We start from the raw sequence: 26978 nt of genomic DNA, 5'->3' as shown, positions 1-26978 counted from the left end.
TATAGGCTTTGTACGTGAATGTTACGTCTTGCTGCGTTGTTCGATCGATTTGCGCATGGCCGCGCCTAAGATTTTGGCCAAGGTCGCCCGCGGCAGCACGCGTCCGAGCAGCGCGGTGAAATAATTGTTCGCGCCATCGATGACGAACCCTTTGTTCGACGACAACGCTCGAAGGGCAGTCGAGACAACTTGGGCTGGCGTACGCTTGGATTTGGTCTCGACTTCGCTTGCGGTCCGGAAGAAATTCGTATCGGTCGGACCTGGGCAGAGCGCGAGCACCCGAACGCCGCGATGACGATATTCCTCCCACAGCGATTCGGTGAAGGAGAGTACGAATGCTTTCGTACCGCTGTAGACAGAACAATAAGGGAATGGCATGAACGAGAGGAGAGAGGCGACGTTAATGATCGCGCCTGACTTTCGCGCGGCCATATCGGCGAGATACAGGTGGGTCATCTCCATAAGCGCGTTCACATTCAGCATGATTTGATTTCGATATGCATCGACCGGGTGATTCAGAAATTCGCCGCTCAGCCCGAATCCCGCATTGTTCACCAGCAGGTCGATCGTTACCCCGAGCTTGGCGGTTTCCGCATGGAGGCGATGCGCCGCGCCGGGCTCGCTTAGGTCTGCCGCGATAACGTGCGTGTTCACGCCGTGTTTGGCCGATATTCCTGCCGCAAGCTGGTCCAATTTATCTCTCGAGCGCGCGACCAGCACAAGATCATTTCCTTTTTGGGCGAGCTGCCAGGCGAATTGCTCCCCGATACCCGATGACGCGCCGGTGATTAATGCCGTTGTAGACACGATGGTTTCATCCTTCCAAGCTAATCTGACTGCCACGCATGACAGAATGGCTTAAGTATAGCGTGCGAAAGGAGAAGTGTGCCAATGTTTTTCGACAATTTTCACGGGTATTCGATTACGCGTGAGGAAAACAGCTGCCTTGCCTGCGAGTTTGTACATGCTTCCCCAAAGCAAAAACACGCCTCGGTTAGAGACGTGTCTTGATAGGACAGAATATATGCATGGTGCTTCGCGCAAACTAGCTACAACTTAGATCGCGCTGCCGCCGAACACGAAGCGGTATTCCCAATGCGTGCCGGCTACTTTGCTGATCGTGACGCCGCCGGATTGCTTGGAGTACGTATGGAGCACTTTGCCGTTCCCGAGATAAATGCCGACGTGCGTGATGCGCTGGGCGGATTTATTGATGCCTGCATAAGCAGATTTGGACGTGCCTTTATAGCTCATGAAGAACATCAGGTCGCCTGGTTTCAAGCTGCTCCAGTTGGTCGTCGTGCCGCCTCTGTTCTTCACATAGGTTGCCTGACCTCTGGAATCGGCCGGAAGCTTCACGCCGGTCGCATCCAGGAAAGCCTGGCGGACGAAGTCGGAGCAATCGAAGGTGCTTGTATTATAGCGGCTAGAGCCGTTCTCGTATGGGGTTCCGATATATTTCATGCCGGCGTTGATGACGCTCTGGGCGGTAGCCGCGGAGGCGGCGTGCGCGGTCATGCCGAGCGTCGGCGTAACGGCGGCGATCATGGACATGGCTGTAATGGTTGCTGCGATCACGATTTTCTTCATGGAATAATTCCTCCTTAGATTGGCCGGCGAGGTTAGTTGTCGGGTTCGGGCGGAAGGAGTCGGCCCTGCGCCGATGTCGGCGATTCACCCCAAGCAGCGCGGCGTTGATCGCGGCTGCATATCTTGCGTCCCCCGCACTTCAGGTTAATGTCCTGAAGTTTTGGCTCTGTTAGGTTAACACGATGTCGAATTGAAAGTATAGACATACAATTTGGCAGTGCTGGTCGCTATTGAACCGGCTTTCCTTCATTTAAATCGCGCTGCCGCCGAACACGAAGCGGTATTCCCAATGCGTGCCGGCCACTTTACTGATCGTAACGCCGCCGGCTTGATTAGAATACGTGTTCATCATTTTGCCATTCCCCAGATAAATGCCGACATGCGTGATGCGTTGGGCGGATTTATTGATACCCGCATAAGCGGATTTGGAAGTGCCTTTATAGCTCATGAAGAACATTACGTCGCCTGGCTTCAAGCTGCTCCAGTTGGTCGTCGTGCCGCCTCTGTTCTTCACATAGGTCGCCTGGCCTCTGGAGTCGGCCGGCAGCTTCACGCCGGTCGCGTCCAGGAAAGCCTGGCGAACGAAGTCGGAGCAGTCGAACGTGATTGTATCCGAACGGCTGGAGCCGTACTCGTACGGTGTGCCGATATATTTCATGCCGGCGTTGATGACGCTCTGGGCGGTAGCCGCGGTGGCGGCGTGCGCGGTCATGCCGAGCGTCGGCGTAACGGCGGCGATCATGGACATGGCTGTAATGGTTGCAGCGATTACGATCTTCTTCATCGAATAATTCCTCCTTAGATTGGCCGGCGAGGTTAGTTGTCGGGTTCGGGCCGAAGGAGTCAGCCCTGCGCCGATATCGGCGGTTCACCCCAAGCAGCGCGTCGTTAACCGCGGCTGCGAATCTTGCGTCCCCCGCACTCCGGCATGTTGTCCCGAAGTTTTGGCCCACTCAGATTAGCATGATCCCGAGACGGAAATACACCCATAAAATTTGGGAGTCCGTGTGCTTTCCTTAATAGTGTCGGGTCAAAAATTGTTCCCGGGTCATAGCGAAGCGGGACATTATTGCAGAACAATCTTGGGCAATAAGGGAATAAGTAGGGCGGTGTCGTCAGTCTCATGTCGAGTAAAATCCAACCGAAGAGAACGATTCGGCAAACGCGCAAGAGGGACATCCGCAATCGCGGGCGTCCCTCTTCTTCATGCTTATCGAACCTATAAGTGCATCGGGCGACTAAGTCAGGCATGCATAACGCGGTTGCGGCCGCCGGACTTGGCTGCACGAAGAGACTTCTGCGCCGAATGAAATAAATCCGCCGGACCGCTCGACGCCGCGGGCACGGACGTGGCGCAGCCAATGCTGACCGTCACGTAATCGCCGGCGCCGCCTTGGTTTAGCGGGATCTGCATGCCGGCGACGCCTTGGCGGATTTGTTCAGCTAGTGCCAGTGTCAGCTCCGCGTCGCGACCGCAAGTGAGAACGGCGAACGTGCCGCCTTCATAACGGGCGATGACTGTCTCGTCGTCCGCGTAGGCGCAAGCGCGCAGCACATCCGCGATCCACTGGATGCAGGTGTCGCCGCCTTGCAGCCCGAACAGGGCGTTGTATGTTTTAAAGCCATCGATATCAATGATAAGAACGGATAAGGTATGCCCGTTGATTCGGCCGAGATCCCATGACTGCAGCAGCCGATTCTCGAACAAGCGTCGATTCGGCATTTCCGTCAGCACGTCTGTTTCGATGATGCTTTGCAGCTGGCTGGCCGTATCCCGGTAGATGGCTTCCTCTTCGGTGCCTTGCTTGTGTTCGACTTGCCGCGCGATCGCCAGTATCGATGGCTTGCCGCTATAAATAACTTGCGCCATGCTCGTCTCGAGCAAATGCTCGGCACCGAAGCATTCGACCGTCATCCTCACGGTGGTGACGAGCGTGCGGCCGAGCGTGCCATCCTTCATCTGGGCTGCCAGTTGGGATTCCTTCCGAAGCAGCGATAGAACGCGGTGTCCGATCAAATCTTCGGCTTGAGCGGCTTTGACAAGCTCGGCTGCTTGTTGATTCGCGTAGACGATTTTGCCATCCGTCACGGCGAAGAAGGCGACGGGCGAATACTCCATCAACTGGAGATATCGCTTCTCGTTATCCCGAACCGCCTGGAGATGCTGTTCGGCCAGCGCCTCCGCTTGACGAAGCTGAGCTTGCGTCCGTTTGAAAATGATCGACTTCAGCTCGGGCAGCAGACGCAGCTCGTTATCCAGCCATGGGGCAGAGGTAGAAACGACGGTCTGCAGCCACTTCTCGAACGACTTGCGCGGCGAGACGCGCAGTCCGTCCTCGGCACGGGTGACCGCCTTGGCGGGGTCCCCCGCCCATTCGACGGTCTGGACGACTTCAGGTCTGAACCAGATGATGAAATCCTTGTGTCCAGCGGACAAGGCCAGATAGAGCATGCCTGATGCGGTTGCCTTATACCCGATGGCCGGTGCGAATTCAAGCGGCAGCTCCGACGTATGGTGGACGTGCTCGGATGCTCGCTCTTTGGCCCAGGCCGCCAATTCGAGGACTTGCTGCGCGGAAGGCGTGTCGCCGTAGAGCGCCAGATGATTATGGTAGCTGATTGCGGCGCCGCTCGCGTTCATAAGCGTAAGAAGGGCAGCTTGCTCTTGCTCCAGCTGCTCCATGATGCGGGCGGGCGTCGGTTCGCTGATGAAGATGGCCGCGATGCGGGTGGAGAGCGATTTTAATCGCAGCTCTGTCTCATAGGCATCCAGCTGTTGGCGCTGATAGAGCTCCCGCGAGAAAAATTCGCCCAGGAAATTGCACAAATTGCGAACTCGATGCGGCACGTATTTTTTCGTTTCATGATGACACGTAATAAGTCCCCATAGCTCGTTGTTATGGATAAGCGAGATCGTCACCGTCGCGCCGACGCCCATGTTGCGCAAATATTCAATGTGCATTGGGGAGACGCTGCGCAAGGTAGACAAACTCATATTGAGCGGTTGGCCCGTATCTGGGCGAAGCGAGGGAACGAGGTCGACCGGTTCGTAATGAACGTCCACGATCGTTCGCAGCCAATTGCGGAGATACAGCGCACGCGCCTGCTTCGGGATGTCCGATGCGGGATAGTTGTGTCCGAGATAAGGCTCCATATGGGCTTCTTTCGCTTCCGCGATGACCTTCCCGTTCCACGCCGGATCGAATTCGTAGATCATGACCCTGTCGTAGCCGAGCATCTGCTTGATTTGCTCGGCCGCGAATCGACTCGCCTCTAACCGGTTACCCGCCTGCTTCAGCTTGCCGAAGAACGTCTGAATCCATTCGAAATCGTTCAGGCTGCTCGCTTGTTCTTCCGGAAGGGCAGGTTCAAGCTCCAGAAGCAGAAAGCCGTCGCTCTCGTGCAAAATTCCGCAAAATGCTTGTTCCACCCCCTGGATCGCCAGCGACAAATCCAAATAATGAAGCTTAAAAGGATCAGCTTTCGCCCGGCTAGCCTCCATCGCGACCAAGGCGGACTGCGCTTCGCCGAGCAGCGCGTGAAGAGGGTGGTCTAGCAGCTCCTCGGGCTGCATGTCGAGAAGTTCGCTCACGTTGCGGCTGCATTGCACGATCCGGTAATCGTCGGCGGAATGGCACGCAAGCAGCACGCCATGCGGCTGGATGCGTCCGGGAATATGGATCGGCTCCTTCTCGCAATTCGTCAAATCAATCGGTTCATTAAGAACGTACTCGCCATCGGTCAGGAGTTCGCGGTTCAGCAGTTCGTTGTTCCGCTTGTGGGGCACTTCGGTCATATTATCGTCCTCCGTTCGCGATTAGCGGCCTTGCTTAGCGGCCTTAACTTGCCGCGCGGCTGATGCCGTCATAGGTTAATGCTGAATCCACCGGTCTAGAAGGCGGAACGTGTCCACGGCCGTCTGGACGATCCGGTCTTCGGAGGAAGAACCGCCACGCTTGGCGGCCGATTCGAGCAGCTCCCGAAATTCACCCCATCTGGCGCGAACGTCGTCGCCGTAGCTGCTGAAATACTTGCCGTTCGTATCCGCGCTCACTGGCAAAAATTTCGCAAACTGGCGCATGATGACCTGTCCGCCGAGCGTTGAGCCTTCCAACACATACATATAGCCGAGCGCGCCTTCGAAGTCGGAGACATCCGGCAGCTCCGCGCAGCGGGGAAGTGCGGCGAGCTCGGTCTCGGACAACCCGAGCTCGCGCAAATCGCTAGCGATCAAATCCGCTTTGGTCCGGTCGTCGAAGCGAAATTCATATTCGGACCACTCCGGCCGGGAGGCGATCTCCCGTTCGATCGGCTCAATGAATCCATAGAACTTGCTCAGATAGGCTTGGTAGCCGTCAATAGTCAGTGACTGGTCCATGATCCCTTTGGCATAGGGGTTCTGTTCGATCTGTTTATGAAAGGTTGCGGTATGCTCCCTCAATTGTTGCAGCACGTTCATCGTCCAATAAGCTCCTTTGTTTGGATATGGGGTTGCGCTTTTTGCGAAAAGTCGGCGTTTGCAATACGGAAATTTCATAATCCTTACCAATCATAGCATAGTCGCCTGCCTATACGGCTCGTATGAGGAATTACTCATTTAGTTCGTGGATTTCGCGGATGAGGCTTGAACTTTCGCGCTGTACCAACTAAGGTGAGGAGGACACTTTCAAGACGGGAGCGCGTTCGAATTGCCTAGAAATGTAGAGAAGGACATGCAGCTGCGTGAAAAACGGATTGCCCACATTCTGGATACGGCGATCGAAACGATGGCGGTGAAAGGAATCGGTTCGGTTAGCATCGGCGATCTTGCCCGTGCGGCGAGCGTCAGCGTCGGGAACGTGTATCACTATTTCAAATCCAAAGATGAAATTTTCGCCGAGCTGCTGCGCAGAGGACAGACAGGGTACGGCGATTTCGTCGCCCAATTGGCGGATGCCGACATGACCGCGCCGGAGAAACTCCGTACGCTCTGCGCGACATGGTTGTCCACGGGCAATAACTGGGCGTACACGATTCTCATTCATACGGCCCGGATGTCCGAGTCTTCGACGGAGGAGCTGCGCGCCGAGGTAACGAGGAGGTTCACCGACAACTTGAAGCCCGTCGCTCGCATGATCGAGCAGGGGCAGCAGGAGGGTACGGTCGTACCGGGGGACCCGAGAGAGCTGGCATTTTATTTCGTCAGCCTTATTCAAGGCTTGACGCTGCAGCGCGCTCCAGGCGCGGAAGTGCCGGTCGATATTCATGCCGACAACGTGCTAGGTCTCTTTTTGCAAAAAAAGGTTTGACAGTCTAAATGAACTCCTGTTACTATGACGTCAACAAACCGAATAATAATTCGGTTTGTGAGAAGGGAATCGAACTCGACCAGACCACTGGAGATGTCGAACCGCTTTTCGGGAAGAAGGGGATGCACATGTCCGCCCGTTTTCCGCAGAGCAGCGTGCGAGTCTCTTTTTTATTGCTTAAAACCTATTAAATACATCGAAATACAAGGTAAAAGGAGTGGCTTACCCTGCTGATGATCGAGGGATTAAACAGAACATTCGCTTCACCATCCGGCGATGTCGTGGCGCTGCGCGATATTCGGCTTGAGGTGGAACAGGGACAATTGGTCACCTTCATTGGTCCGAGCGGCTGCGGCAAAAGCACGCTGCTGAAGATCATCGCCGGTCTGGATACGGCGTACCAAGGGAAGCTGACGCTGAACGGCAAGCGAATTACCGGCCCGGGCGTCGACAAAGGCGTCATCTTCCAGGAGCCGCGTCTCTTTCCTTGGATGACGGTCGAGCGTAATATCGCGGCCAATCTGCCGCTCTCCTCGCCGGAGGTCAGGCGACGGGTCGGCGAGATGGTCGAGCTCGTCCGGTTGAAAGGCTTCGAGCGCGCCTATCCGCGCGAGCTGTCTGGCGGCATGTCGCAGCGGGTCGCGATCGCGCGGGCATTGCTACGCAATCCGGACGTGCTGCTGCTGGACGAACCGTTCGGCGCGCTCGACGCGTTCACGCGCACGCATATGCAGGAGGCGCTGCTCGATATTTGGCAGCGGAATCGAACGACGATGCTCTTCGTCACGCATGACCTGGACGAAGCGGTATTTCTCGGACAGCGCGTCGTGATCATGAACCCGCGTCCCGGGCATATCCGCCAGGTCGTTGGCATTGATTTGCCTTATCCGCGCAAGCGCGCCGGCGCCGCATTCCAGGAACTGCGCAGCCGCGTACTTGCGGAATTTGAGAAGGCAGAGCCCGGACTTCTTTACGAAGAAGGCGCGGGCATATAGCGCAAGTTACCAATACTTACTCGGGGGAACGATCGATGAAGAGAAGAATGCTGGGGATAAGCGCATTGCTGGTTGCACTGCTGGCGATGGCTGGCTGCGGTGGCGCGGCGCAGGGAGATACGAACAAGGCGTCTGCCGGGACGAGCAGCGCGGAGCAGAGCACGACTGGCCGAGAGCCGGACTACGATGGCTTGACCGTCAGACTTGGCGTGCAGGGCAAAGGCGGTCTATTCGGCAAAGCGCAAGAAGAGAAGTGGTTCGAGGACGCTTACGGCAAGCTTGGCGTCAACGTGGAGTGGGTGGAATTCCAAAGCGGGCCTCCGATGGTCGAGGCGATGGCGGCCGATCATTTGGATTTCGCGGGAATGGGGAATATGCCTCCGATTGCGGCACAAGCGGCTGGCATTAAGTTCACGATTATTTCGCAGCTGCTCGAAGGCAAAAACAACGTGGCGATTATCGTGCCCGTCGACAGCGCGATCAAGCACCTATCGGATTTGAAAGGGAAGAAAATCGCGGTCACGAAGGGCAGCAACGCCTATAACTTCCTCTACCGCGTCTTAGAAGAGGAGGGTGTGGAAACGTCGGATGTTGAAGTCATCCAACTGCAGCCCGACGAGACGCAGCCTGCATTCGAAGGGGGCAAAGTGGACGCATGGGCGACTTGGGATCCATACATTACCCTCAATACGCTTACCGGCAAGGCGAAAGTGCTGACCGACGGCGCTGCGACAGGCGTTCTCTCGCCTTCCTTCCAGCTCGTCCGTGCAGATTTTGCGAAGCAATATCCCGAACTGGTGACGCTTTATTTGAAGGTGCTGGAGCAGACGAGGTTGTGGGAGGAAGGCAATCAGAATGAAGCGTATCAGCGCTATGCGGATGAGCGAAGCATTCCGATCGAGGTCGTGAAAGGCATGCAGGAGCGGAGCACGTTCATCAACATCCCGGTCTCGGATGCCATTATCGATGAGCAGCAGAAGACAGCGGACTTCCAACTGGCGCTCGGCACGATCCGGACGAAGATCGACGTGAGGGCCGTCTTCGACAACCGATATATCGAAGAAGCGTTGGCGCAAGTCGAACAGGAGACGCGGAAGTGAGGAACCCAACATGGAGGGGATGAGAAACAAGCTCGCTCATCCGGCCATGAACGCGCTGGTCGGCTTGCTGCTGCCGGCCGCGCTCTTGATTGTCTGGCAGCTCGCGTCATCCACGGGGATGGTGAACGCGGTATTGCTGCCGCCGCCATGGTCCGTAGTGGAGGAATTGCTGCGTATGTTTGGTTCCGGCGATTTACTCGGCCATCTGGGCATTTCGGCATGGCGGGCGCTGCTCGGGTTTCTGATCGGCGGCGGATTGGGCCTTGCGGCCGGCTTGTGGGTCGGTTTCTCGATCCGAGCGGAGCGATTGCTTGATCCGTCGTTTCAGCTGCTTCGGACGCTTCCTCACCTTGCGGTCGCGCCGCTATTCATCCTATGGTTCGGATTCGGGGAGACCTCCAAAATACTGCTGATCGCTAAAGGCGCGTTCTTCCCGCTGTACGTCAACGCGTTCCTCGGCGTCCGGTCGGTGGACCGCCAGCTGTTCGAGGTCGCTCGGGTGCTGGCGTTCACGCGCTGGCAGACGGTGAAGAAGCTGATGATTCCATCTTCGCTGCCGTCCATCTTCCTCGGCATCCGGCTCTCGGCCGGGATTAGCTGGCTTGGCCTGGTCGTGGCGGAACTGATGGGGTCGAGCTCGGGGATCGGATATATCATTAACGATGCGCGTTCATTCTCGTTAACGCCGGTTATTTTCGTCGGCATCTTCGTGTTCGCGGCCGTCGGCAAAATCACGGATTCCGCCGTCAAGCTGCTGGAGAAGAGGCTGCTGCGTTGGCAAAATACGATGAAAGGAGCGGGTTAGCATGAACCCGGTCTCATGGGCTTCATCGTCCGAAGCCTCGACGGCGCGTGCGCAGACGAAGCAGGGCCGTCATGGCTTCCCGCATTGGCTGCACGGCTGGCTAGTCCCCTTCGGCATATTGGCGATTTGGGAGACGGGAGCGGCTCTCGGATGGATCTCACCATCCATGCTGCCAGCGCCTTCCGTTATCGCAACGGCATTCTGGCGGTTGTTGATAAGCGGGGAATTGATCCATCATCTGATGGCAAGCCTCGGGCGTTCGGCCGGCGGCTTCGCGATCGGCGCGTCGGTCGGACTATTCGCAGGCGCTTTCGCAGGGCTTGGCAAATGGGTGGAGCGGACGCTCGATCCTTCGCTGCAAATGCTGCGGACGATTCCGCTGCTCGCGTTGATCCCGCTGTTCATTCTTTGGTTCGGCGTTGGCGAGCTGGCCAAATGGCTGCTTATTTCCCTCGGCGCGTTTTTCCCGGTGTATTTTCATACATTCCTCGGCGTGCGGGGAACTGATCTTAAGCTGTACGAAGTGGCGCGTACGCTCCGATTTTCGCGGACACAGCTGTTCGCACGTCTTATTCTCCCGGCCGCGCTGCCGAATATTTTGCTTGGCGTTCGACTGTCCGTCGGCGCTTCGTGGCTGCTGCTGGCGGTGGCGGAGATGATGGGGGCGAGCGAAGGCGTCGGGTATATGATTCAGGATGCACGCGTATATGCGCAGACGGATATCGTATTCGTCGGGATTCTGATTTTCGCGCTAGTCGGGAAGCTCTCGGATATGGGCGTTCGGCTGCTCGAGCGTCGTTGGCTGCGCTGGCAGGACACGTATCAGGGCTAGCAAATAGAAGAACTACAAGATCGCGAAAGGATGAACGCTATGGCGGAACAACGGCAAGGACAACTTCACTTGGGCGCTTTCCTATATTTTACGGGCCATCATCACGCCGGCTGGCGGCATCCGAGCTCGGGGGTCGAGCAGATGTTCGACATCGGCAATTACGTGAGGATGGCGCAGACGGCGGAGCGGGGCAAGTTCGATATGATCTTCTTCGCCGACTTGCTCCATTTGATCTACCCAAGCCATGCGGCGGCGGGTATGTTCGACCCGATCGCGCTGCTCTCCGCGCTATCGATGGCGACGGAGAAGATCGGCCTGACGGCGACGATGTCCACGACGTACAACGAACCGTATAACGCGGCGCGCAAGTTCGCGACGCTGGACCATATTAGCGGCGGCCGGGCAGGGTGGAACATCGTGACGAGCCAGACCGATGCCGAGGCGTTCAATTTCGGGCGAGAACAGCACCCGGAGCATGGTCTTCGTTATGAAATGGCGCAGGAGTTCGTGGACGTCGTGACCGGATTGTGGGATAGCTGGGAGGACGATGCGCTCGTGATGGACCGCGGCGCGGGCTTGTTCGCCGACCCGGACAAGCTGCATGCGCTGGATGGACAGGGAAGGTGGTACCGCTCTCGCGGGCCGCTTAACGTACCTCGTCCGCCGCAAGGATATCCCGTGCTCATTCAAGCAGGCTCCTCGGGGCCTGGGCAAGCGTTCGCGGCGAGAGTCGGCGAGGTGATCTTCACCGCCCAACCCCATCTCGCCGGCGCGCAATCGTTCTATCAAGGGGTGAAGAGTCAGCTGGCCCGTTTCGGGCGCACGCAGGACAGCCTTAAAATCATGCCCGGCATCTCGCCGATCATCGGCTCCACCGAGGAGGAAGCGCGCAGGAGGGAGCGGGAGCTGCTCGAGCTCATTCGCCCGGAGGAAGCGATCGGCTTCTTGTCCGGCATGCTGCAGACCGACTTGTCGGGCTACCCGGCCGATGGGCCGCTGCCCGATATCCCGGATCCCGTAATCGCATCGAACGGCATGAAAAGCCGCGTTCAGCTCATCATGGATCTCGCGCGGAACGAGAATTTGTCCATGCTTGAATTGGGGCGCCGTCTGCTGGGCGCGCGCGGTCATCTCCAGTTCGTCGGGACGCCGGAGCGCCTGGCGGACCTGATGGCGGAGTGGTTCCGGCAGTATGGCTGCGATGGTTTCAATATCATGCCACCCGTTCTACCGGGCGATCTCGACGATTTCGTTGACCATGTGGTGCCGATTCTGCAGCGCAGAGGCTTGTTCCGGGAATCGTACGAAGGCGCGACGCTGCGGGACCATCTGGGTCTTGCACGCCCTGGCGTCGGGCATTTTCACCCTGATCGCGTACAGCAGTAGAAGTTAGGCAATAATCCGCCATCCCCTTCGCAGTGAATCAGTCGAAGGGGATTTTTTGATGCACCGAGGTGCAAGTTCCACTATCCTCCCTTATAATCATCGTGGGGAGGGGACGCGCAATGACGATTTCCTTAAGGGGACACCATCTGCTGTGCCTGCTTGGCTATCGCGGGATGGGGTATTCGGCGGAGTACGTGAAGAACATGACGAACGTGCACCGCAAGCTGCGGAACGAGCCGGGGACGGAATGCCTGATCGTGGAAGGGCCGGATCAGCTGTGCGCTTGTTTTCCCGCCGATGGGGATTATCACTGCGAGAGCCGCACCGTCGGGGAGCGCGATGCGTTGATTCTAGCAAAGCTGGGGCTAGCGATCGGGCAACGTCTGGCTTGGTCGGAGATTCTCGCACGCGTCGCGGCTACCGTGAAGCCGGAGGATTTGAACCGCATTTGCGCGACTTGCCCTTGGCTCGGATACGGCGTATGCCAGGAAGGCGTGCGAATGGTCGCATGCGGGCAGCCGCTGCCGTCGGTATAGCCGACTGCATATCGCGGGGGAATAGATAAAGGATGCATGTACATTGGAAGAAGCTGAGGAACAAAGGATGACAACGACAAGAGGCAAAATTATCTTATTAAACGGTGTCTCGAGCTCGGGCAAAACGACGCTCGCCCGTGCATTAACGGAAAGAATGCCCGGCTTGTTTCGTCTGAGCATTGATCGCTACGACGATTGGATAGCCGGCGTCGAGGATAGAGATAAAGGCCGGTTGATCCCGGTCGACACCGAGCATTATTTTCATCGTACCGTGGCCATGTTCTCCGACAGCGGCGTCAGCGTCGTCGTCGATCAGATTCTGCACAGCCCATCGGTGATCCAAGACTGCGTTGAAGTGCTAGCGGGGTATCCGGTGCTGTTCGTAGGCGTGCATTGTGGATTGGATACTCTCCGTTCACGGGAGCGGGAGCGCGGCAACCGTACAATAGGTCAAGCGGAGGAGCAGCTTCGCTTCGTGCATCGGCAGCTGGAGTGCTACGATCTCGAAGTGGATACAAGCGAGGAACCGCCTGCCTTCGCCGCTGAACGGATCGCTCGCGTCGCGGAGACTCCATCAAGCTGGTCGGGATGGGCGGCATGGCGCGAACGAATGTTAACGCCGTGAATTTAATGCGCACAATAACGTTAATCGTCTAAAACTTGCAATGCGGCCGGTTTCGCGAGATAACGGAGAAGAGTCGTATCTTACTTCGAGCGGGAGCCGGTCAGCGATGAACGTATTTGTCTTGATTATCGTCAATATCATTTTTCCCGTATTCGCCTTGATCGGCGTGGGGCTGTTCGCGCATCGGAAGTTCAAGTTCGATCTGCAGACGCTCTCTAAATTAACGACGTATATTTTGATGCCGACCGTCAGTTTCGCCAACCTCTATGAGAGCCGGGTGCAATGGGGGCTGTTCGGGCAAGTGGCGGGTTATCTGCTTCTGCTTAGCTTGATGCTGGTAGCCGTATCCGCCGGTTTCGCCCGCTTGAGGAGCATGGACAGGAAGTCTGCAGCCGTCTTCAAGAACAACGTCGTGCTGATCAATTCCGGCAATTTCGGATTACCGGTCAGCCAGCTCGTCTTTCAGCATCAACCGATCGGCATGTCCGTGCAGGTCATTATCTCGGTGTATCAGAACTTGTTAACCTATAGCTACGGCATGCTCAATTCGGTGTCGGCAGACCGTGGGGGCGGGTGGAAGGCCATTGCGTCTTTCCTGAAAATTCCGACGCTCTACGCGGTCATGCTGGGTCTACTATTGAACACGTGGAACGTCGATCTGCCGAGCTTTCTATGGAAACCGATCGAGAATGTGTCGGATGCATTTCTGGCGATCGCGCTCTTCACGCTGGGCGCGCAGAGCGCCGCCCTTCGCATTCGGCCGATCCCGCCCTTGCTTGTGTTCAGCGTTATCGGACGATTGCTTCTGTCGCCAATACTGGCGTACTTGCTTATCCGACTGCTGGGCATGGAGGGCGTCGTAGCGCAGGCGTGTTTCATCGCGAGCGCATTCCCGACGTCACGCAACGCTTCGCTGCTGGCGCTCGAGCATGACAATCATCCGGATTTGGCGGCGAAAGCGGTTATTCTGAGCACTTTCCTAAGCAGCCTGACTGTCTCGGTCGTCATCTATTCGTCTCAATTGTTGTTCGGTTCTTGAGTACAATAGGAGCCAGGTGGAATCGATGGGCGAATTTAGCTAGAATGAGAAGGAGGGCGGATGCCCGCAGACCGCACGGCGCGACGCTCAAGCAGCGTGCCTTGACGTGCGGAGAACCGGCGAAGGAAGTTGCAGACGATGCGAGGACGTTCGAACTTTGCGAGCAAGGGAGCGAGAGAACCGTGATTGTAGTAGAGAACCGGATTGAAGTGCGCAAAGGATACGGCGAAGCGATTCTGGAGCGTTTCCGGACGCCGAAGAACGTGCATACGTTCCCGGGTTTTATCCGAATGGACGTGCTGCACGCGGAGAATGCGGAAGGCAATGAAGAGATTCGGGTGTGTACGACGTGGGAGAGCGAAGAAGCCTTCCAAGGCTGGGCGAACAGCGATTCCTTCCGCGGCGCGCATGCCAAACGCGCTGAGCAGGCGAACGCGCAAGAACAGGCGCAGCCGCAAGCCGCCCACGGGCATGGACACGGCGCAGGCGGTCGTCCTGGCCAGACGGAATCGGCGGAATCGGCGAGTCCGATTATCGGGAACAAAGTGACGATCTATCAAGTCGTCGCGTCGCATCTGCCGGCATCGGCGGCAGCGGAAGAGCACGCTTCATCATGAACAGAGCCCCCGCAGCGGAATGCGTTCCGCCAGCGGGGGCTCTGTTCGTCGTTGGAGAAGGCAGCCGCATTACTCGCCTTTCAAAATGCGGTTGGCGGCTTGGAGCAGCGCCGTCATCCGGGCTTGTTTCTCTTCGGGGATCCGGTCTTGGATCGCGGCATCGATTCGTTCGAAATTATCGATCACGTGGTCGGCCTTCATGCCGCGCTTCTGCAGGAGGTTGTTCAGCCATAGGGCATAATCGGTGAACACTTTATCGTCGCCGAGCGCGATCGAGGTCTCTAGGTAACGGAAATGATGCTCGTTATCCTCGATGCATTTCCGCTTGCCGGCTTCTCCATATTTGTCCATCAGTTCTGGAAAGGCGGCGTAGATCCCGTCTGTGACGTCTTGAATAATGGAGGCGTACATGCGTACATCGGGCTGTCCGCTCATTGCGCCACCACCTTGAATTTCTCGACGGCAGGAATGATGTTCGCCAGCTCCTGGTCGGGGTATTTGCGCTCCAGCTCGTGGATGCGCTTGAATTGCTCGCTGGTCACCCAAGCCAAATAATCCGCCTTGCTGCTCCACTCCATATGGACCGTTAATTCCCCTGGCCGCCGGTCGTTCTGCAGCAGCAGAAATCGAATGAAGCCCGGCGCCTCGTCGACAAGCCTTGCGCGATTGCGGTAGATGGCGATGACTTCGTCCGCCTTATGCGAGGGGACGTCGAACGTTGAGTGCACGATATACATAATGGCTTGTCCTCCAGCAACTCGAGTGTAGCTTCATCGTACTCGCGGCGAACGGACATCGTCAAGCGACCGGACATGGATGATCGAGAGCTGCTGGACTGTGGATATCGCAAGCAACGGCTTTCGCGATCTTGCGCTTCTATCCGGCAAAACGTACATAAGTTCGCTTTTGAAGGTATAATGGGGAAAGAGGTGATGGAGCGATGCGAAACAGCGAGAACGGGCAGAACGGCAGTAGATCGGTGCAATTCGCAGACGGCATTCCCGCGTCGGATCGGCAATGGGAAGCGATTGTCGCGTGCGATGCCGCATTTAACGATAGGTTCTTCTATGCCGTGAAAACAACGCGCATATTCTGCCGGCCTTCCTGCAAATCGAAGGAGCCGAGGCGCGACCATGTGCTCGTATTCGGAAAGGTTGGGGATGCGATCGGCGCAGGCTTCCGCGCATGCAAGCGATGCAAGCCGACCGGAGAACGACTTCCCGACCAAGAGTGGGTTCATCAAATTACAGCATATATCGATTCTCATCTTCAGGATGACCTGTCGTTGGAGTCGCTCTCGCAAATAAGCCATGGCAGCGTATTCCACATGCACCGTACATTCAAACGGCTGCAAGGGGTTACGCCGATCGCCTATATCCAGAACCGGCGGATCGCCGAGGCGGGGAGACTGCTGGCATGCTCCGGATTGGGCATCACGGAAGTGGCGGCCAAGGTTGGGCTGCCGAACGTGCCTTACTTCACGACGCTGTTCAAGCGAGTAACCGGACGGACGCCGGCCGAGTATAGGACGGCCAATCTGAATTCGGAACCAAGGGAAAGGAAGGATGAACATGAATCAAGCGAATGCAGTGCTGGTCCGGTGGACGCGGGTCGATACTGAGCCAGGAACGCTGCTGATCGCCGCAACCGCTTCGGGATTGGGCTTCATCGGATCCCCGAACGCGCCGTTCGAAGAGTTGGAGCGCTGGGCGAGGCGAACATTCCCTGGCGGCTCTTCACTTGCCAACGACGATGATGCGATGGCTCCTTATGCGAATCAAATCAAGGCATATATGAATGGGGAGTCGAATGCCTTAGCATTGACATTCGATTTAGCGGGAACGCCTTTTCAACGGGAAGTGTGGCAGACGCTCCTTGAAATTCCATATGGGGAGACGACGACATACTCGGATATCGCGCATCGCATCGGACGTCCTGCCGCCGTTCGCGCCGTCGGAGCCGCCATCGGCGCGAATCCGGTGCTCATCGGCATTCCGTGCCATCGCGTAGTCGGCAAGAACGGCGCGTTGACCGGCTATCGCGGAGGACTTGCGATGAAACAGCACCTGCTTGAACTCGAGGGGCGAGTGCATGCGGGGCAGGGGGTCAAATGACCCGATATGCCGCGATCAAGACGTTCGCTTACGGTGAGGACGCGATCGGTTACTTGTCGCGCGCGGACAACCTGCTTGGCGAGACGATGGCACGGCTTGGCCGAATTGAACGCGCCATCATTCCGGATCCGTTCGCCGCGATCGTGCACGCGGTCGTCGGTCAGCTCATCTCCGTGAAGGCGGCGAATGCCATCTGGCTGCGCCTGCAGGAGCGGCTGGGAGAGATGACGCCAAGCCGCGTTGCGGAGCTGCCCGCGGAAGAACTGCGAGCGTGCGGCGTAACGATGCGCAAGGCGGAGACGATTCGGGCGATCGCCTGCGCCGAGCTTGCGGGGGAACTCGGTTTAGATCGGTTGAACGCGCTCGCTGATGAGGAAATCATTCGATCATTAACGGCATTAAAGGGAATCGGACGCTGGACGGCAGAGATGCTGCTGATCGGATCGCTGGAACGTCCCGATGTCGTGAGCTGGGGCGACGTGGCGATCCGCCGCGGCATGATGAAGCTGTACGGGCTGTCCGAGCTGACGAAGAGGCAGTTCGACGAATACCGGTCGCGGTACTCGCCATACGGTTCGGTCGCTTCGATCTATCTTTGGGCAATTGCAAGCGCCCCATAAGCGGGAGAGGGGAGAAGGAGCACGTAACGTGGAAGCGAACAGCTGGATTCGACGACAATTGATGGAGGCTGCCGAGGACCAATACCGGTTGTTCTCCTCCTCGCTGATCCCGAACATCGACAACGTCATGGGTGTCAGGCTGCCTTTAGTTCGGAAGGTAGCAGGACAGTTGTCGAAAGGAGATTGGCGTACATATTTGGACCACGCGAAGGATGATTATTTCGAGGAGACGATGATGCAGGGAATGGTAATCGCGCAGGTGGATGCGGAGTTGCCGGAGTGGCAATCGCGAATAGCGTCGTTCGTACCGAAAATCAACAACTGGTCGGTATGCGATACGTTCTGCAACGATCTCAAGCGTACGAAGCGGCATCTGCCGGAAATGTGGGCGTTCCTCGAGCCGTATTTCGCTTCGCGCGAGGCATACGAGCTGCGGTTCGCCATCGTGATGCTGCTCCACTATTATTTGAACAACGATTACATCGTCCGCGTCCTGTCGCTGCTGGATGCGGTCGATCACCCGGATTATTACGTGAAGATGGGCGTGGCATGGGCCGTCTCGATCAGCTTTATCAAGCAGCCGGATGCGACGTTGTCGTACCTGCGCGCCAATCGCCTCGACGATTTCACGTATAACAAATCGCTACAAAAAATCGTGGAATCGCATCAAGTGGACGCGGAAACAAAAGCGATGATTCGCGGCATGAAGAGGAAATAACCAGGCGCATATTTCCTGGGCAACCGCAAAACTCGACGGAATACGAGACTATCCTGCCTGCGGTGTCGCTATGCGCGCGACTTCCCATGGAACGAAGACCCCGGAGCTCAGGTTCCGGGGTCTTCATCTGTCGTGTGCGATCGTAACGATCAATGGTCTTCCGTGCTCCGCTGGCAAGACAGCATGATCACGACTCGGTGGTAGTCCTGGCAAGCCGGGCATGTACTGCCTTTGTATTGCGTTTCGCAAGGATTCAGTGACCTACAATGTAGTCAGAACTTCTCTCATACGATGAGCGGACAAAGGTTTCGGGCATTTGTGCTAGAATAGGAACAATCGGTTTAAATAGAAATATGAAACCGAATGCGAGGCAGCTCGTAGAAAGGAACGTTGTACATGACAAGGAGGCAAATGATCGTAATGGATTCAGACAGTAGTCACACTAATTTTATCGAGCTTTTGAAGAAAGGCAATACGTCGTCGGCAACGGCCGCCATCGGCAACACGGGCATCGCGATCGTCAAAGGTATCGCAGCTGTCATGACGGGCAGCGGGGCCATGTTTGCCTCGACGATGCACTCAATCGCAGACGCGGTGAACCAAGCGTTCGTGTTTACGGGCAGCGTGCTCGCCGAGAAGCAGGCGACCAAGCGTTTCCCGGCCGGCTTCGGCAGGGTTATCAACTTGTTCTGTATGGTCGCGGTTATCGTCGTGACCGTCATGGCGTACGAGACGATTCGCGAAGGATTCCATTTGCTGGCACACCCGGTCGAGTCGCACGGATTCTGGCTTAACTTGATCGTATTGCTCTTATCGATCGCCGTTGACGGATTCGTACTCATTAAGGCCATGAAAGAAATCGTCCATGAAGCACGCGTCGAAGCGAAAGGTTTGGCGATCGTGTCCAAGGCGTTCCGCAATGTCGGACGCGCCGCGCCGCCGACAAGACTCGTATTCTATGAAGATTTGGTCGCGACAACAGGCGCTGTGCTTGCTTTGATTGCCGTCGTGGTCACCTCGTTAACGAGTTTCTCGATGCTGGACGGTATTTCGACGATTCTGATCGGCTTGCTGATGATCGGCGTTGCTTTCCGCGTCGGCTACGATAATATGGTTGGACTGATTGGCGTATCCGCGCCTCCGGACGTGGAAGAGAAGGTCGCAAGAATCATCTTCTCGAACCCGTACGTGACAGACATTTTTCAAATGCGCATTCTGCAGGAAGGCCGTTATTACCACGTCGAAGGCTTGATTGAGCTCAAGCCAGGCCTGACGTTGGCTGATGCGGACGACATCAAGTTCAAAGTTCGGGATAGCCTGCTGAAGGACGCTGACATTGCGGACGTGACGCTGGGTATAATAGAAGATAACGGAGTTAAGAACTGGAATCCCGAGACGGTTAACGTATAACATTGGACGGGAGACCGGGGAAGGAAGAAGAGCGGACAGCACGATGCTGCCCGCTCTTTCTCTCGTTTGCGCCAGCGTGTGCCGATACGCATGCCTATTAAGGGTGACAATGGAGACTTTCGCTCCCGGCGGCGTTATAATAGGGGGACAGATTTCCGCGAAGAGGGGGATATCCGCGTTGTCATTGGTAGGAGAAGAGAGGAAAGACTATATACTCAACAAGCTTAATAGGGATGGCAAAGTCAAATCGTTCGAGCTGGTCGAAGCGCTCCAAGTCTCTTCCGAAACGGTTCGCCGGTATTTAGAGGAGCTGGAAGAGGAGAAGAAGCTGAAGCGGGTATACGGCGGTGCCATCAAAATCAATGCATACGGCGAAGAACCGGCCCAAATTAGCCGCGAAGTGATGCACGCGGATGAGAAGAGGCGAATCGGCAAAGCGGCGGCGGCGCTGGTGGAAGACAACGACGTCATCTTCATGGGGGACGGAACGACTTCGCAGCAGCTCATCCATTATCTGCTCAATAAGAAGAATCTGACGGTGCTGACTGTGTCCATCCCTGCCATGCATCTGCTGATGGACTATCGGAACAAGGAACTGTTCGATGGGGAAATCTATCTTATCGGCGGCAAGGTGAGCAGCAAGCATGCGCGCGTAGCGGGACCGATCGCGGAGAAGATCGTCTCCATGTTCACGGCGGATAAGGCCTTCATCTCGATCGACGGCATCACGCTGCAGAATGGAATTACCGGATTCGACGTCGAGAACGGCATGTTAATGGCCAAAATGATCGAGAACGCGAAACAGACGGTTATTTTGACCGACCATTCGAAAATCGGCAGCGCGCAAAAATTCAAAATCGCGGATTACAAGGACATCGATATCATTATTAGCGATACAGCGATGCCGGCTGATTGGGAGGGCGCGTTGTCAGAGCTGGACGTGGAGTGGATTCGCGCGGAATAGCGGCGCACGGAAGGCCACGTAATATCGGCGGCTGACAGTTTACCAATATAAGATCGATGAGGCGGACCCAAGGCGGGTCTGCTTTTTTGTCGTCCATACAGCAGGTTCGTCAACGGATGCGGTGGACTTCGAACGTATTGGAATGCGTGATCGGGCTGGTTAGGTTATGCACGGAAGCTGGCGGCGGGAGGAAACACTTAAGCGGACGAGCAGTCGAGCTAGCGGGCGGACAACAGGCAGATGATGTGATTGCCCAAGCCTGTTATATAACAATTGATTAATTATCAAAAACAGTATTGCAACAGAATCGGATCAGTTATATAATAACGATAAATAGAAATCTTTGTTATATAACAGATTGGGCTCGCGGACGGTCAAACTACATTTTAGGAGATGCTTGCGGATGATGAACAATCAACCATTTCGGATGCTGGATACGACGGAAGTATGTTTCTCATGCGGAGAACGGCTGGACGAGAGCGGCCATGCGGCTGAAGAACGCGCGATTCAAGGCGGATTGCTCTGTCCGGTCTGTGCGGAGGCAAGCGGGAAGTCTAGCGCTCATTATTATATGATGCAGTATTATTACCGCTTCGCAGATTAGCCTGGTCACGCGTCGTGACGACATATTCGCTGTTAAGCCCCCAATCCGGCAGCCTTCGGGAAGCCGTGGATTGGGGGTTGTTTCGTTGTGCTCCTGTTTCAAAAGGTTATCCGCTGTTATATAATAGTTCCAATATTTGATAAACGGCGCTTCGAAAGGGCGGATGGCATGAGTTCCCCGGAGTTCTCCACGAAACACGAGCAAATCATCCAATATATCGCGGAGCTGTCGGTCGGCACGAGGATCTCCGTCCGCAAAATCGCGCATGAGCTGGACGTTAGCGAAGGGACGGCTTACCGGGCGATCAAAGATGCCGAGAATCGGGGCATCGTCAGCACGAAGGAGCGCGCCGGCACGTTCCGCATCGAGCAGAAACAGCCGGTCGAGATCGACAAGCTGACGTTCGCGGAGATCGTCAATGTTGTCGACGGCCATGTGATGGGCGGCAGATCGGGTTTGTACAAAACACTGAACAAATTCGTCATTGGCGCTATGCAGCTCGAAGCGATGGTCCGCTACATTGAACCGGGCAATCTCCTTATCGTCGGCAACCGGGAGAAGGCGCATGAGAGCGCGCTTAATCTCGGCGCAGGCGTGCTCATCACCGGCGGGTTCCACGCAGCAGAAGGCGTGGTGAGGCTGGCCGATGAGCTTGAGCTCCCGATTATCGGCAGCGGCTATGACACGTTCACGGTCGCGACGCTGATCAATCGCGCCATCTCGGACAAGATGATCAAGAAGCAGATCGCACTGGTCGGCGACTTGATCGAAGACGTGCAGGAGATCGCCTATCTGACGGGGAACGATGCTATTGACGACATGCTTCGTTTGATCGGCGAGACGAATCATAACCGTTTTCCGGTCGTGGACGAAGGGATGCGACCTGTCGGCGTTATTACGGCGAAGGACATTATCGGTGCTGGAGGCGGTGATCCGGTCATTCGCTTCATGACGAAAGATCCGCATACGGTTACGCAGCATACGACCGTCGCGGCAGCCGGCCACTTGATGGTATGGGAATCGCTTGAGCTGCTGCCTGTCGTGGATGACGTTGGCCGGCTAACCGGCGTGATCAGCCGCAAGGACATCCTCCGTTCGATGCAAAATATTCAGCTTCAGCCGCAGTACGGCGAGACGTTGGAGGAGCAGATTTGGTCGTCGTTCAAGGAAGTGAAGGACGAAACGGGCAAGAGCGCGTATGTCGGCACGGCCGCGGCTCCGATGACGAATGCGGTCGGCAATCTATCGGATGGCATTTTGGCCAGTCTGATTAATCAGGTGGCCGCACGGGCAATCAGCGGCATGCGTCGCGGCAATCTGCATATTGACAGCACGTCCGTCCATTACTTCCTGCCTGTCGAGATCGACAGTCACCTTCGGCTCAAGCCAACGGTCGTTGAATCTAGCCGCCGCTTCTGCAAAGTAAGCGTGGAGGTCTATCAGGAGTCGAAGCGGGCAGCCCAGGCAATGGTGACAGCGCGTTTGTTCGAATCGTAGCCTGGAGTAGACATGCGAATGCGAGAGAGGGGAGCTGGATCATGATCCGATATCCACAATTGGAAGCAGGTGCGTCCATTGCCATAACGGCCCCGTCATCCGGGGTGAGGCAGGAGCTGCACGGGCTGATTCATCAGGCGCAAGCTCGGTTGGAAGCGAAGGGCTACCAGGTAGTCGTCGGCAAGACGGTCTGGACACAGCATAATGCAAAGTCCGCTCCGGCGGACGTTCGCGCCGCCGAACTGAACGCAATGCTGCGGGATGAGTGGATATCGCTGATCTTTCCTCCTTGGGGGGGAGAGCTGCTGATCGAGCTTGTCGACTTGATCGATTATGGGGCAATACGTCCGAAGTGGATCTTGGGCTATTCGGATACGAGCGTGCTGCTGCTGGCCGTAACCTTGATGACCGGCCTTGCCACGGCGCACGGCGCGAATTTGATCGATAACAGAGGCGAATTCGCCGACGAGACGACCGGGATGTGGGAGAACGTGCTAGCCACGCGCGCCGGGGAATCTGTTCGGCAGCAGTCTTCGCCTAAGTACCAGCTGGCTTGGGACCCTGACAATCCTTCGCCATGTGTGTTCCACTTGACGGAGCCGACGTACTGGAGAACGGTTGGCGGGGGAAGCGCCAAGATGAGCGGACGGCTGCTTGGCGGCTGCATCGACGTCATCCGCCACCTCATTGGAACAGCATATGGCGACGTTGCGCGATTCCGTCAGACGCATCTGAATGGAGAGCCGATCATCTGGTACTTGGAGAACTGCGAGCTGTCGACGGCTGATATGCGACGTTCGCTCGTACAGATGAAGCTGGCAGGCTGGTTCGACCATTGCGCCGGACTGTTGTTCGGCCGCAGCGGGGCGGAGCGTTCCACAGATGGTTACACGGCCGAGGATATGTACCGGGAGCTAGCCGAAGAGCTGGGTGTGCCGGTTGTGTACGATGTGGATTGCGGGCATGTGCCGCCGCAGCTGACGTTCGTGAACGGAGCGAGGGCGGACATTGAGGTGAATGAGGGCAAAGCGGTCATGACGCAGATTTTCGTGGAATAAGACAATATCGGATGGCGACCGACTGGCGGTTTGATGCGGCCATTCGTCATCAATATCATTAGCAAACAGGCGACGGGTTATGTACCGTCGCCTGTTCGCTATTCGTGCGCGTATTCATTAAGGTGCCGATCACAGCGGATAGCAGATAATCGAGTGGTACACCGTTCGCTCATCGGCGATATTCTCGTATCGGTGCGGCTGATCGGCGGCGAAGTGAAGGGCGTCTCCGGCTTTCAGCTCGAACACTTCGTCTTGGATATGCACGCGCAGCTCGCCGCTCATCATGAGCAAATATTCCTCGACGCCTTCGAAATGGGCTTCGGAATCGTGAATGATGCCGCGTTCCATCTCGACTGTGTAGATCTCGAACCGCTTTTGCTGCTCGTAGGGTACGATCGGGAACGCGCGATAGTCGCCTTCTTCTTCGACGAAGGGTTCAACGTCCTTGAACCGGTAAACTTTGGCGACCGACTCGTTGTCTTCGATCAGCGCCGTGAACGAAATATGGAGCCCATTCACGATTTTCCACAAAATCGAGATGGTCGGGTTCGTGTCGCCGCGTTCGATCTGGCCTAGCATCGCTTTGCTGACGCCGGTCAACTCTGCGGTCTGGTCGAGGCTAAGTGAGCGGGACTTGCGGATCGCCTGCAAATTTTTGCCGATCTTCTTGTGAATTTGTTCGTGTTCCATGACGGTTCTCCTTCTGGAATGATGGTTTCATTATAAACGATCCTACAGCGGGTGTAACATTATTTTTGTGTCCTCTGTACAATATAGCGCACATGTGTATAATGTATTGTATAGATAATATAATATAGCGCACGAATGGTTTAATATAACAATCGTGAGACGTGCGCAGGAGGCGTATAGATATGAGCGCGACGATGATCGGACTTGTCAAAGACAAGCGGGCTCCGGGTGCGGTTCTAATGAATGTGCCGGTGCCGGAGTGCGGTCCCGATGAAGTGTTGGTGCGCGTGAAAGCGTCTTCAATTTGTGGGACGGACGTGCATATTTATCAATGGGACGCGTGGGCGGAGAAGAACGTGGTGACGCCGAACGTGTTCGGACATGAATTCGCGGGTATCGTCGAAGAGGTCGGCAGTCGTGTAACCCATGTGAAGCGAGGCGACTATATTTCGGCGGAAGGTCACATGGTCTGCGGCGTGTGTAAAGCGTGTCGGACTGGCAATGCGCATGTGTGCCAGTTCACGCGCAGCTTCGGCATTACGGCGCCGGGCTGCTTCGCTGAATATGCGGTCGTGAAGGCGACGAATGTCATTCATAACGAACCGGATCTACCTTACGAGTTGGCCTGTCTGCAGGACCCGCTCGGCAATGCGGTACAGACGGTGCTCGCAGGCGATGTCGTCGGCAAGTCCGTGCTCGTCGTCGGTACCGGACCGATCGGCCTGATGGCTGTCGCGGTAGCGAAAGCAAGCGGCGCGGGAATCGTCATGGCGGCGGATATTAACCCTTATCGGTTGCAATTAGCGGAACGTATGGGAGCCGACTATTTGATCAACACCCGCACGGTCTCGATGACCGAAGCGGTCGCGGAATATACGAAGGGCGAAGGCGCTGAGATTATACTTGAAATGTCTGGTCATCCCGGCGCGATTCAAAGCGCGTTCGAATCCGCGGCCCCCGCCGCGCGCGTGTCGCTGCTGGGTATTCCAACTCAGACTGTATCGCTCGATTTGTCGAAGCACATTATTTTCAAAGGCCTGCGGATCGAAGGCATAACGGGCCGCCGCATGTACCAGACGTGGTATCAACTTAAGGGGCTGCTCAACCAGCGCCGGATCGATCTGTCGCCGATCATTACGCACCGGATGGCGCTGCACGATTTCGAATATGGTTTCGACTTAATGGCTTCGGGGCAGTGCGCCAAAATTATTTTCAATCACGACAAGAAACCCGTCAGCGCGAGCTTGCAGGGAGAGGAGACGAACCATGGCCAATTGGAACCGGTTGTATGACGAGCTGGAGCAGCTGAAGGAAGAGGGGCGCTACCGTCCGCTTACTGTATGGGAGAGCGGGGCGGCGGCGAACATGACGCTTGGCGGCCGGGAGCTGATCCAGCTGTCGTCGAACAACTACCTGGGGCTTGCCGGCCACCCGGCGCTGCGCGAAGCAGCGATCGCCGCAACCGAGCGATATGGCGTCGGCAGCGGTTCCGTAAGGACGATCGCCGGTACGCTTGATATCCACGCTAAGCTCGAAGAAGAGCTGGCCACGTTCAAAGGGACGGAAGCCGCGCTCGTCTTCCAGTCGGGCTTCACGGCTAATCAAGGCGTTATTGCATCGCTCGTGGGTGCGGAGGATGTGGTCATAAGCGACGAGCTGAACCATGCCAGCATCATCGATGGTATCCGGCTGACGAAGGCCGCGCGCAAAATTTACGCCCACAAGGACATGGAGCAGCTGGAGCAGGCGTTGAAGGAAAGCGCCGGTTACCGGAACCGCTACGTCATTACGGACGGCGTGTTCAGCATGGATGGCGACATTGCGCCACTGCCGGCGATCGTGGAATTGGCCGAGAAATACGACGCGTACGTCTACGTCGACGATGCGCACGCCAGCGGCGTCCTCGGGAAGAACGGCAAAGGAACGACCGATCATTTCGGACTTCACGGCAGGGTCCATATCCAAATCGGCACGCTGTCGAAAGCGGTCGGCGCCGTCGGCGGCTACGTGGCATGCGATGCGGTCGTGAAGGATTATCTCATTCACAAAGCGCGCCCGTTCCTGTTCAGCACATCGCAGACGCCGGCGGTCGCCGCGACGGCGCTTGCCGCCATCGGCCTGCTTCGCGAGAGCGGATCGCTAATCGAACGGCTATGGGACAACGCGGCTTACTTCCGAGGCAAGGTGCAGGCGCTCGGCTTTGATACCGGCGCAAGCGAGACGCCGATCATCCCGGTTATCGTCGGCAGTCCAGCCGATTCGATGGCGTTCTCGGATGCGCTGCTGCAGGAAGGCGTGTACGCGCAGGGCATCGTATTCCCGACAGTTGCCTATGATAAAGGGCGGGTTCGATTCATCGTCACCGCGCAGCATACGCGCGAACAGCTCGATACGGTTATTGACGCGCTCGAACGCGCGGGCCGCAAGCTTGGGCTGCTGCGTTAGCAAGGAACAACGTAAGCGGCTACAACTATAAATCAATAACTAGTT

General features: G+C 56.6%; 28 protein-coding genes, 1 pseudogene and 2 riboswitches. Of the genes and pseudogenes, 21 read left to right on the top strand and 8 right to left on the bottom strand.

Features of this window, described 5'->3' with window-relative positions:
• Positions 1 to 21 precede the first annotated feature (21 nt).
• From ACFFSY_RS24605 to ACFFSY_RS24585, 5 genes and pseudogenes are all read right to left on the bottom strand, one after another.
• Positions 22 to 807, bottom strand: coding sequence for an SDR family NAD(P)-dependent oxidoreductase (locus tag ACFFSY_RS24605; protein ID WP_377499100.1), 786 nt, complete (start codon positions 805 to 807; stop codon positions 22 to 24).
• 249 nt (positions 808 to 1056) lie between these two features.
• Positions 1057 to 1479: pseudogene (locus ACFFSY_RS24600) on the bottom strand (C40 family peptidase); the annotation flags it as partial.
• Between the two features lie 116 nt (positions 1480 to 1595).
• A riboswitch (cyclic di-AMP (ydaO/yuaA leader) is annotated at positions 1596 to 1766 on the bottom strand.
• Between the two features lie 74 nt (positions 1767 to 1840).
• Positions 1841 to 2374: a C40 family peptidase gene (locus tag ACFFSY_RS24595; RefSeq protein WP_377499098.1), complete on the bottom strand. Its 534-nt coding sequence runs from the start codon at positions 2372 to 2374 to the stop codon at positions 1841 to 1843.
• A gap of 5 nt (positions 2375 to 2379) precedes the next feature.
• A riboswitch (cyclic di-AMP (ydaO/yuaA leader) is annotated at positions 2380 to 2550 on the bottom strand.
• A gap of 283 nt (positions 2551 to 2833) precedes the next feature.
• The gene (locus ACFFSY_RS24590) at positions 2834 to 5386 is read right to left on the bottom strand and encodes a sensor domain-containing diguanylate cyclase (protein WP_377499096.1); all 2553 of its coding nucleotides are present in this window, start codon (positions 5384 to 5386) and stop codon (positions 2834 to 2836) included.
• A gap of 75 nt (positions 5387 to 5461) precedes the next feature.
• Entirely contained in the window at positions 5462 to 6049 is a 588-nt protein-coding gene (locus tag ACFFSY_RS24585; protein ID WP_377499094.1) for a biliverdin-producing heme oxygenase, read from the bottom strand.
• 229 nt (positions 6050 to 6278) lie between these two features.
• On the opposite strand from ACFFSY_RS24585, the gene ACFFSY_RS24580 reads away from it, so the two are divergent.
• From ACFFSY_RS24580 to ACFFSY_RS24535, 10 genes are all read left to right on the top strand, one after another.
• A complete protein-coding gene (locus ACFFSY_RS24580; RefSeq protein WP_377499092.1) occupies positions 6279 to 6878 on the top strand; it encodes a TetR/AcrR family transcriptional regulator in 600 nt (199 codons plus the stop codon).
• Between the two features lie 233 nt (positions 6879 to 7111).
• Positions 7112 to 7873, top strand: coding sequence for an ABC transporter ATP-binding protein (locus ACFFSY_RS24575; RefSeq protein WP_377499090.1), 762 nt, complete (start codon positions 7112 to 7114; stop codon positions 7871 to 7873).
• 35 nt (positions 7874 to 7908) lie between these two features.
• Positions 7909 to 8973, top strand: a complete 1065-nt coding sequence (locus tag ACFFSY_RS24570; protein ID WP_377499088.1) for an aliphatic sulfonate ABC transporter substrate-binding protein — start codon at positions 7909 to 7911, stop codon at positions 8971 to 8973.
• A gap of 10 nt (positions 8974 to 8983) precedes the next feature.
• Positions 8984 to 9778, top strand: coding sequence for an ABC transporter permease (locus ACFFSY_RS24565; RefSeq protein ID WP_377499086.1), 795 nt, complete (start codon positions 8984 to 8986; stop codon positions 9776 to 9778).
• Between the two features lies 1 nt (position 9779).
• On the top strand, positions 9780 to 10610 hold the full coding sequence (locus ACFFSY_RS24560; RefSeq protein ID WP_377499084.1) for an ABC transporter permease: 831 nt from the start codon (positions 9780 to 9782) through the stop codon (positions 10608 to 10610).
• A gap of 39 nt (positions 10611 to 10649) precedes the next feature.
• A complete protein-coding gene (locus ACFFSY_RS24555) occupies positions 10650 to 11996 on the top strand; it encodes an LLM class flavin-dependent oxidoreductase (protein WP_377499082.1) in 1347 nt (448 codons plus the stop codon).
• Positions 11997 to 12115: 119 nt separating this feature from the next.
• Positions 12116 to 12532: a DUF1284 domain-containing protein gene (locus ACFFSY_RS24550; protein ID WP_377499080.1), complete on the top strand. Its 417-nt coding sequence runs from the start codon at positions 12116 to 12118 to the stop codon at positions 12530 to 12532.
• A 67-nt stretch (positions 12533 to 12599) separates the two neighbouring features.
• The gene (locus ACFFSY_RS24545; protein ID WP_377499078.1) at positions 12600 to 13157 is read left to right on the top strand and encodes a chloramphenicol phosphotransferase CPT family protein; all 558 of its coding nucleotides are present in this window, start codon (positions 12600 to 12602) and stop codon (positions 13155 to 13157) included.
• Between the two features lie 106 nt (positions 13158 to 13263).
• Positions 13264 to 14196, top strand: coding sequence for an AEC family transporter (locus ACFFSY_RS24540; RefSeq protein WP_377499076.1), 933 nt, complete (start codon positions 13264 to 13266; stop codon positions 14194 to 14196).
• Between the two features lie 44 nt (positions 14197 to 14240).
• The gene (locus ACFFSY_RS24535) at positions 14241 to 14813 is read left to right on the top strand and encodes an antibiotic biosynthesis monooxygenase (RefSeq protein ID WP_377499074.1); all 573 of its coding nucleotides are present in this window, start codon (positions 14241 to 14243) and stop codon (positions 14811 to 14813) included.
• 69 nt (positions 14814 to 14882) lie between these two features.
• Here the strand turns inward: ACFFSY_RS24535 and ACFFSY_RS24530 are convergent, their stop codons facing one another.
• On the bottom strand, positions 14883 to 15248 hold the full coding sequence (locus ACFFSY_RS24530; RefSeq protein WP_377499072.1) for a bilin-binding protein: 366 nt from the start codon (positions 15246 to 15248) through the stop codon (positions 14883 to 14885).
• Complete coding sequence (locus ACFFSY_RS24525) at positions 15245 to 15550, bottom strand: antibiotic biosynthesis monooxygenase family protein (RefSeq protein WP_377499070.1); 306 nt, start codon at positions 15548 to 15550, stop codon at positions 15245 to 15247. The genes ACFFSY_RS24530 and ACFFSY_RS24525 overlap by 4 nt, the downstream gene beginning before the upstream one ends.
• A 203-nt stretch (positions 15551 to 15753) precedes the next feature.
• On the opposite strand from ACFFSY_RS24525, the gene ACFFSY_RS24520 reads away from it, so the two are divergent.
• From ACFFSY_RS24520 to ACFFSY_RS24480, 9 genes are all read left to right on the top strand, one after another.
• The gene (locus ACFFSY_RS24520; RefSeq protein ID WP_377499068.1) at positions 15754 to 16434 is read left to right on the top strand and encodes a bifunctional transcriptional activator/DNA repair enzyme AdaA; all 681 of its coding nucleotides are present in this window, start codon (positions 15754 to 15756) and stop codon (positions 16432 to 16434) included.
• Entirely contained in the window at positions 16385 to 16927 is a 543-nt protein-coding gene (locus tag ACFFSY_RS24515; protein WP_377499065.1) for a methylated-DNA--[protein]-cysteine S-methyltransferase, read from the top strand. The genes ACFFSY_RS24520 and ACFFSY_RS24515 overlap by 50 nt, the downstream gene beginning before the upstream one ends.
• The gene (locus ACFFSY_RS24510; RefSeq protein WP_377499063.1) at positions 16924 to 17547 is read left to right on the top strand and encodes a DNA-3-methyladenine glycosylase family protein; all 624 of its coding nucleotides are present in this window, start codon (positions 16924 to 16926) and stop codon (positions 17545 to 17547) included. The genes ACFFSY_RS24515 and ACFFSY_RS24510 overlap by 4 nt, the downstream gene beginning before the upstream one ends.
• 28 nt (positions 17548 to 17575) lie before the next feature.
• The gene (locus ACFFSY_RS24505; protein WP_377499061.1) at positions 17576 to 18265 is read left to right on the top strand and encodes a DNA alkylation repair protein; all 690 of its coding nucleotides are present in this window, start codon (positions 17576 to 17578) and stop codon (positions 18263 to 18265) included.
• Positions 18266 to 18685: 420 nt separating this feature from the next.
• Complete coding sequence (locus ACFFSY_RS24500; protein ID WP_377499060.1) at positions 18686 to 19675, top strand: cation diffusion facilitator family transporter; 990 nt, start codon at positions 18686 to 18688, stop codon at positions 19673 to 19675.
• Between the two features lie 178 nt (positions 19676 to 19853).
• A complete protein-coding gene (locus ACFFSY_RS24495) occupies positions 19854 to 20639 on the top strand; it encodes a DeoR/GlpR family DNA-binding transcription regulator (protein ID WP_377499058.1) in 786 nt (261 codons plus the stop codon).
• Between the two features lie 403 nt (positions 20640 to 21042).
• On the top strand, positions 21043 to 21243 hold the full coding sequence (locus ACFFSY_RS24490; RefSeq protein ID WP_377499056.1) for a hypothetical protein: 201 nt from the start codon (positions 21043 to 21045) through the stop codon (positions 21241 to 21243).
• Between the two features lie 168 nt (positions 21244 to 21411).
• Positions 21412 to 22740, top strand: coding sequence for a DRTGG domain-containing protein (locus ACFFSY_RS24485; RefSeq protein WP_377499054.1), 1329 nt, complete (start codon positions 21412 to 21414; stop codon positions 22738 to 22740).
• A 41-nt stretch (positions 22741 to 22781) separates the two neighbouring features.
• A complete protein-coding gene (locus ACFFSY_RS24480) occupies positions 22782 to 23798 on the top strand; it encodes a S66 family peptidase (RefSeq protein WP_377499052.1) in 1017 nt (338 codons plus the stop codon).
• Between the two features lie 129 nt (positions 23799 to 23927).
• Here ACFFSY_RS24480 and ACFFSY_RS24475 read toward each other — a convergent pair whose 3' ends face one another.
• Entirely contained in the window at positions 23928 to 24488 is a 561-nt protein-coding gene (locus ACFFSY_RS24475; protein ID WP_377499050.1) for a helix-turn-helix domain-containing protein, read from the bottom strand.
• 182 nt (positions 24489 to 24670) lie between these two features.
• Between ACFFSY_RS24475 and tdh the strand changes: the two genes are divergently transcribed.
• Positions 24671 to 25780, top strand: coding sequence for an L-threonine 3-dehydrogenase (gene tdh / locus ACFFSY_RS24470; protein ID WP_377499048.1), 1110 nt, complete (start codon positions 24671 to 24673; stop codon positions 25778 to 25780).
• Positions 25755 to 26933 carry a glycine C-acetyltransferase gene (locus ACFFSY_RS24465; RefSeq protein ID WP_377499046.1) on the top strand — a complete coding sequence of 393 codons (1179 nt, stop codon included), beginning with the start codon at positions 25755 to 25757 and terminating at the stop codon, positions 26931 to 26933. Before tdh ends, ACFFSY_RS24465 begins: the two co-directional genes overlap by 26 nt.
• Positions 26934 to 26978 lie beyond the last annotated feature (45 nt).

Source organism: Paenibacillus aurantiacus, from assembly GCF_042431225.1.
Lineage (GTDB): Bacteria > Bacillota > Bacilli > Paenibacillales > Paenibacillaceae > Paenibacillus_Z > Paenibacillus_Z aurantiacus.
Note: the sequence above shows the minus strand (reverse complement) of the source record. Positions and strands in the feature narration are given on the sequence as shown.

Excerpts from the sequence above, each read along its gene's own strand:
- ACFFSY_RS24595 (WP_377499098.1), bottom strand. The coding sequence starts at position 2,374 with ATGAAGAAGATCGTAATCGCTGCAACCATTACAGCCATGTCCATGATC.
- ACFFSY_RS24590 (WP_377499096.1), bottom strand. The coding sequence starts at position 5,386 with ATGACCGAAGTGCCCCACAAGCGGAACAACGAACTGCTGAACCGCGAA.
- ACFFSY_RS24585 (WP_377499094.1), bottom strand. The coding sequence starts at position 6,049 with ATGAACGTGCTGCAACAATTGAGGGAGCATACCGCAACCTTTCATAAA.
- ACFFSY_RS24575 (WP_377499090.1), top strand. The coding sequence starts at position 7,112 with ATGATCGAGGGATTAAACAGAACATTCGCTTCACCATCCGGCGATGTC.
- ACFFSY_RS24570 (WP_377499088.1), top strand. The coding sequence starts at position 7,909 with ATGAAGAGAAGAATGCTGGGGATAAGCGCATTGCTGGTTGCACTGCTG.
- ACFFSY_RS24565 (WP_377499086.1), top strand. The coding sequence starts at position 8,984 with ATGGAGGGGATGAGAAACAAGCTCGCTCATCCGGCCATGAACGCGCTG.
- ACFFSY_RS24560 (WP_377499084.1), top strand. The coding sequence starts at position 9,780 with ATGAACCCGGTCTCATGGGCTTCATCGTCCGAAGCCTCGACGGCGCGT.
- ACFFSY_RS24555 (WP_377499082.1), top strand. The coding sequence starts at position 10,650 with ATGGCGGAACAACGGCAAGGACAACTTCACTTGGGCGCTTTCCTATAT.
- ACFFSY_RS24550 (WP_377499080.1), top strand. The coding sequence starts at position 12,116 with ATGACGATTTCCTTAAGGGGACACCATCTGCTGTGCCTGCTTGGCTAT.
- ACFFSY_RS24545 (WP_377499078.1), top strand. The coding sequence starts at position 12,600 with ATGACAACGACAAGAGGCAAAATTATCTTATTAAACGGTGTCTCGAGC.
- ACFFSY_RS24540 (WP_377499076.1), top strand. The coding sequence starts at position 13,264 with ATGAACGTATTTGTCTTGATTATCGTCAATATCATTTTTCCCGTATTC.
- ACFFSY_RS24535 (WP_377499074.1), top strand. The coding sequence starts at position 14,241 with ATGAGAAGGAGGGCGGATGCCCGCAGACCGCACGGCGCGACGCTCAAG.
- ACFFSY_RS24530 (WP_377499072.1), bottom strand. The coding sequence starts at position 15,248 with ATGAGCGGACAGCCCGATGTACGCATGTACGCCTCCATTATTCAAGAC.
- ACFFSY_RS24525 (WP_377499070.1), bottom strand. The coding sequence starts at position 15,550 with ATGTATATCGTGCACTCAACGTTCGACGTCCCCTCGCATAAGGCGGAC.
- ACFFSY_RS24520 (WP_377499068.1), top strand. The coding sequence starts at position 15,754 with ATGCGAAACAGCGAGAACGGGCAGAACGGCAGTAGATCGGTGCAATTC.
- ACFFSY_RS24515 (WP_377499065.1), top strand. The coding sequence starts at position 16,385 with ATGAATCAAGCGAATGCAGTGCTGGTCCGGTGGACGCGGGTCGATACT.
- ACFFSY_RS24510 (WP_377499063.1), top strand. The coding sequence starts at position 16,924 with ATGACCCGATATGCCGCGATCAAGACGTTCGCTTACGGTGAGGACGCG.
- ACFFSY_RS24500 (WP_377499060.1), top strand. The coding sequence starts at position 18,686 with ATGGATTCAGACAGTAGTCACACTAATTTTATCGAGCTTTTGAAGAAA.
- ACFFSY_RS24490 (WP_377499056.1), top strand. The coding sequence starts at position 21,043 with ATGATGAACAATCAACCATTTCGGATGCTGGATACGACGGAAGTATGT.
- ACFFSY_RS24485 (WP_377499054.1), top strand. The coding sequence starts at position 21,412 with ATGAGTTCCCCGGAGTTCTCCACGAAACACGAGCAAATCATCCAATAT.
- ACFFSY_RS24480 (WP_377499052.1), top strand. The coding sequence starts at position 22,782 with ATGATCCGATATCCACAATTGGAAGCAGGTGCGTCCATTGCCATAACG.
- ACFFSY_RS24475 (WP_377499050.1), bottom strand. The coding sequence starts at position 24,488 with ATGGAACACGAACAAATTCACAAGAAGATCGGCAAAAATTTGCAGGCG.
- tdh (WP_377499048.1), top strand. The coding sequence starts at position 24,671 with ATGAGCGCGACGATGATCGGACTTGTCAAAGACAAGCGGGCTCCGGGT.
- ACFFSY_RS24465 (WP_377499046.1), top strand. The coding sequence starts at position 25,755 with ATGGCCAATTGGAACCGGTTGTATGACGAGCTGGAGCAGCTGAAGGAA.